The following is a 4,690-nucleotide window of genomic DNA, read 5'->3' as shown; positions in this document are numbered from 1 at the left end:
TACCCGCTACGGACTCAGACCCCGACACCTCCACGCATACTCGCCTTTACGTATTGCGTAGTGCTGATTTCAGGCATATGAAAACCTTGATCAGGTGCGACGATGGTATATTACGGGGCTCAATACCTTCACTCGCGTTGTGGCTGATAGACCGCCCTTACTACAGCTTCATAATGTTCGTTACCTTGCATTATGTGTAGTTCGGTTCCAGACTGGTGGCTAGCCTTTTTCTGGGCTGGATTGTCCAGCTTGATTGCCTTAGCTTTGCTTGGCGCACTCATAATAATCACCTCTTCATATTACTAATATAATAAGACAAAATCTCATGATTCGTCAACAAAAAATATGACTTTTTGTCATATTTTTTGTTTTATAATTTGAACGATTGGATTGCAACTAAACACCGAAAAGTGTTTCACGATGGATATAATACGTTCTGTTTGGCTGATCACACAAAGATTACTTAGTGACTTTCAGGTCGCATATGCGGAAATAAAATCACATCTCGAATCGATGGACTGTCTGTAAAAAACATCGCCAAACGATCAATTCCAATGCCTTCACCAGCTGTTGGTGGCATGCCATATTCCAAGGCACGAATATAATCGGCATCATAAAACATCGCCTCTTCATCACCGGCATCTTTTGCAGCCACTTGCGCTTTGAAACGCTCCGCCTGATCCTGAGAATCATTTAACTCTGAAAAGCCATTGGCAATTTCACGCCCACCGATAAAAAACTCAAAACGATCAGTGATAAATGGGTTTTGATCATTCGCTCTGGCAAGTGGTGAAACTTCCGCTGGATATTCAGTAATAAAAGTTGGTTGTATCAGTTTATGCTCCACGGTTTCTTCAAAGATCTCCGTTTGAATTTTGCCTAAGCCAAAATGTGGTTCAACCGTTAATCCCAATTTTTCTGCAATTGCTTTTGCCTGCTCAAAATCATTTAATTCTTCGGCTTTGATTTCAGGGTTAAAGTGTAAGATAGAATCAAACAGACTCATTCGCGTAAACTTAGCTGATAAATCAAAATCTTGACCTTGATAATGAATCGTCGTTGTACCTAGTACTTCTTCTGCCATCTTACGAACCAAATCTTCGGTTAAATCCATTAAATCCTGATAATCAGCGTAGGCCTGATAGAATTCTATCATGGTAAACTCAGGATTGTGACGCGTTGATAAGCCTTCATTTCTGAAATTGCGATTAATCTCATAAACACGATCAAAGCCACCAACAACTAATCGCTTTAGATAAAGCTCTGGTGCAATACGCAGATAAAGCGGCATATCAAGCGCATTGTGATGTGTTAAAAAAGGCTTTGCTGCCGCACCACCTGGCATAACGTGCATCATTGGTGTTTCAACTTCCATAAAACGATGCGTATCAAAATAACGACGAATAAATTGAATCATTTTCGCGCGTGTTTGAAAGATTTTTCGGCTTTCCTCATTGGTAATTAAATCAACATAACGCTGGCGATAACGCATTTCTTGATCAGAAACACCATGGAATTTATCTGGCAAAGGTCGTAATGCTTTGGTTAGAAGCTTAATATTTGTCGCATGCACCGATAGCTCACCGGTGTTGGTCTTAAACAATGTGCCCTCAATCCCAACGATATCACCTAAGTCCCAATTGTTTTTAAATTCACTATATTGACCTTCAGGCAAATCATTCTTACGTACATACGCTTGAATACGACCAGAGACATCCTGCAAAGTGATAAAAGATGCTTTCCCCATCACACGACGAAGCATGACACGCCCAGCAATTTTAACAACTTCTTTAGCGTTTTCTTCTTCTAATTGTTGTTTTGTTAATTGACCAAAACGTGCCTGCAAGCACGCTGCAACTGCAGTTGGTTTGAAATCATTGGCATAGGCAATACCATTATGGCTTTGTTTGTGTGCTTTGAGTTTTTCTTTACGCACTTGAATCTGGCTATTTTCTTCAATTTGTCTTTCTTCAGCCGTTAATATTTTTTCTTCACTCATTATTTCCACCTGTTCTATAGCCCCATTTTTAAACTTGCCTGAATAAATTTATCTAAATCACCGTCTAATACTGCCTGGGTATTGGTGTTTTCAATACCAGTACGCAGATCCTTAATACGTGATTGATCCAATACGTAAGAGCGAATCTGGCTGCCCCAACCAATATCTGACTTACTCTCTTCAAGCGCTGCCTTCTCGGCATTCTTTTTTTGCATCTCAAGCTCATACAACTTGGATTTTAATTGCTTCATGGCCTGATCTTTATTCTTATGTTGCGAGCGATCATTCTGGCATTGCACGACAATCCCCGTTGGTTCATGTGTTATTCGCACAGCAGAATCTGTTCTATTGACATGCTGACCACCAGCACCTGAAGCACGATAAGTATCGATACGCAGATCCGCCGGATTAATCTCAATTTCGATATCATCATTGATCTCTGGTGACACAAAAACTGAGGCAAAAGAAGTATGACGACGATTGCCTGAATCAAAGGGCGATTTTCTCACTAAACGATGTACACCGGTTTCAGTTCTAAGCCAACCATAGGCATATTCTCCTTGAAAGCGAATCGTACAGCTTTTAATACCAGCCACCTCACCATCAGAGACTTCGATAATTTCCGTTTTAAAACCGTGCGCCTCACCCCAACGAAGATACATTCGCATTAACATCTGCGCCCAATCTTGCGCTTCGGTTCCACCTGAGCCTGACTGGATATCCAAAAAGGCATCATTAGGATCCATTTCATTGCTAAACATCCGCATAAACTCAAGTTTATTAAGCACCTGCTCCAGTTGCTCAATCTCAGCATCAATCTCAGTGAGAATGCTTTCATCACTTGCCTCTAGTGCTAAGTCAATCAATGTATAAACATCTTCAACACCGCTGATAATCGCTTGAACTTCGCTTACAACACTCTCAAGCAATGTTTTTTCTTTGCCAAGTTTTTGCGCATAATCTGGGTCATTCCAGATGTTAGGGTTCTCCAGCTCTCTGAGGACTTCTGTTAAGCGCTCTTTCTTATGATCAAAGTCAAAGATACCCCCTAAGGGCATCTACACGTGATGAAATCTCTTTAAGTTGTGCTTTATAACCTGCTACTTCCATCGTTTCTTCTTTACTGTTACATCAGTCATTTTAAATGATCGATATTCTACCACAGCAAAAAAGATCAGGCGATTTTTTTGTTAAAATTTATACCAGATAGATGCCAAAAAGATCATTTAGCATGGTTGATAAACAATAAAAGGCAAAATCAGCTTAGGCGACAATTAAAACCACTTCTTGTGCTTTAAATAAATAAACTGGCCAATAAAAATGATGATCATCAAAAAACAAACGATTAAAAATGCATACTTAAAGTTTGCACCTGGAATACCACCAACATTAATTCCCAAAAGCCCAGTGATAAAGCTTAATGGCATGAAAATCACCGCGACAATCGACAATAAATACATTTTCTGATTAATCTTTTCCTGCACCATCGCAAATAACTCTTCATGAATAATTGTTGCCCGCTCATGCTCTGCATTTAAATCTTCCACAGCGCGTGTGCAACTGTCGGAGATCTCCCGCAAATGCACGAGATTCTTTTCATCCAACCAGGTAAGCTTATCGATAGGAATACGATTAATCGCATCTCTTTGTGGCACTAAATGACGGCGCATAATAACAATACGCCTGCGTATCTCATTTAAATTCGCTCGATCTACCTTCGTAAAATTAATCACCGTATTATCTTCAATTTTATCCAGGCTGTCATCCATTGTCGAAATAATCTCAGAAGCTTTATCGACAAGTGTTGTTAATAACATCTCGAGAAATTCGCCGATATCTTCAGGACCCGTTCCTTGATCAAGATGCTGATGTATCTCTTGAGTGCTACTTAATTTTCTGCGCTGCACGGTAATAATCACATTTTTTTGAATCCATAAGCGAATTGCGATCATATCCTCTGGCACAGCTGATTTGTTTAAGTTTACCCCACGAAAGGTTGCAAGCAGGCAATCATTATAGACCGTAACTCTAGGCCTTGTCTCATGTGCGGATAACAACTCACTTACAAAATGAGGTGTTTGTGGTAGATATTCGCGTAAAAACCCCTTTACAGCAGATGGTGTTAAACGCACCCAAGTCAGCCCCTGAGAGAGATCTATATCCTGCTTGGATATTTCCGCACCCCCACCTTGACCATCAAGCCGATAATACTGTCCACTGTCAGTTGTTTTGCTAGATTTATCTGATTTTGATGTTATTGTATCCATATTGCATCCACGCAGAGCTTTATTGATTTTTAATTTTAGCTAAAGTTTTACAGATACGAGAAGAAAATTTATTGAATTAGCTCCACCCACACTTATTGGGAAACTTTTTATCAAGACTATCATCAATATTTCGCATCACATCACCCCAATCATTGCTGTTTTGCTGCCTGAACAACTGTAAGCTTGGGTACCAAAGCGATTTATCACTATTCATTGACCAGCGCCAGTCATGCACCTTTGATAATAACAACCAGCATGGTTTTTCCAAAGCACCGGCAACATGTATAGGTGCAGAATCAATGCTAATCAATAAATCCAGGTGGGATATGATTGCCGCTGTATCTGAAAAATCGTGAATTAAATGGCCTGCATCGATGATAGGATAATTTTTTAATTGGGGATCATGAGTTAATGGCACTAAGTT

At 40.0% G+C, this 4,690-nt stretch carries 5 protein-coding genes; all 5 read right to left on the bottom strand.

What is annotated here, in order from left to right:
- Positions 1-128: 128 nt before the first annotated feature.
- Complete coding sequence (locus DNK84_RS14510) at positions 129-281, bottom strand: hypothetical protein (protein ID WP_162902112.1); 153 nt, start codon at positions 279-281, stop codon at positions 129-131.
- 182 nt (positions 282-463) lie between these two features.
- Positions 464-1,999 carry a lysine--tRNA ligase gene (gene lysS, locus DNK84_RS13570; RefSeq protein ID WP_119344998.1) on the bottom strand — a complete coding sequence of 512 codons (1,536 nt, stop codon included), beginning with the start codon at positions 1,997-1,999 and terminating at the stop codon, positions 464-466.
- Positions 2,000-2,013: 14 nt separating this feature from the next.
- Positions 2,014-3,109, bottom strand: a protein-coding gene (prfB, locus tag DNK84_RS13565; protein ID WP_119344997.1) for a peptide chain release factor 2 whose coding sequence is annotated in 2 segments (ribosomal slippage) — positions 2,014-3,036 and positions 3,038-3,109 — 1,095 coding nt in all. Because the reading frame shifts where the segments join, the coding sequence is not laid out codon by codon here.
- Between the two features lie 164 nt (positions 3,110-3,273).
- Positions 3,274-4,266: a zinc transporter ZntB gene (locus DNK84_RS13560; RefSeq protein WP_119344996.1), complete on the bottom strand. Its 993-nt coding sequence runs from the start codon at positions 4,264-4,266 to the stop codon at positions 3,274-3,276.
- Positions 4,267-4,342: 76 nt separating this feature from the next.
- Positions 4,343-4,690 (bottom strand): glycosyltransferase family 9 protein (locus tag DNK84_RS13555; protein WP_162902501.1); only part of this gene is annotated, 348 nt, incomplete at its 5' end.

It is taken from the genome of Facilibium subflavum (assembly GCF_003574485.1).
GTDB classification, from domain to species: domain Bacteria; phylum Pseudomonadota; class Gammaproteobacteria; order Francisellales; family Francisellaceae; genus Facilibium; species Facilibium subflavum.
This window is presented reverse-complemented; position numbering and strand designations above follow the sequence as displayed.

Excerpts from the sequence above, each read along its gene's own strand:
- lysS (WP_119344998.1), bottom strand. The coding sequence starts at position 1,999 with ATGAGTGAAGAAAAAATATTAACGGCTGAAGAAAGACAAATTGAAGAA.
- DNK84_RS13560 (WP_119344996.1), bottom strand. The coding sequence starts at position 4,266 with ATGGATACAATAACATCAAAATCAGATAAATCTAGCAAAACAACTGAC.
- DNK84_RS14510 (WP_162902112.1), bottom strand. The coding sequence starts at position 281 with ATGAGTGCGCCAAGCAAAGCTAAGGCAATCAAGCTGGACAATCCAGCC.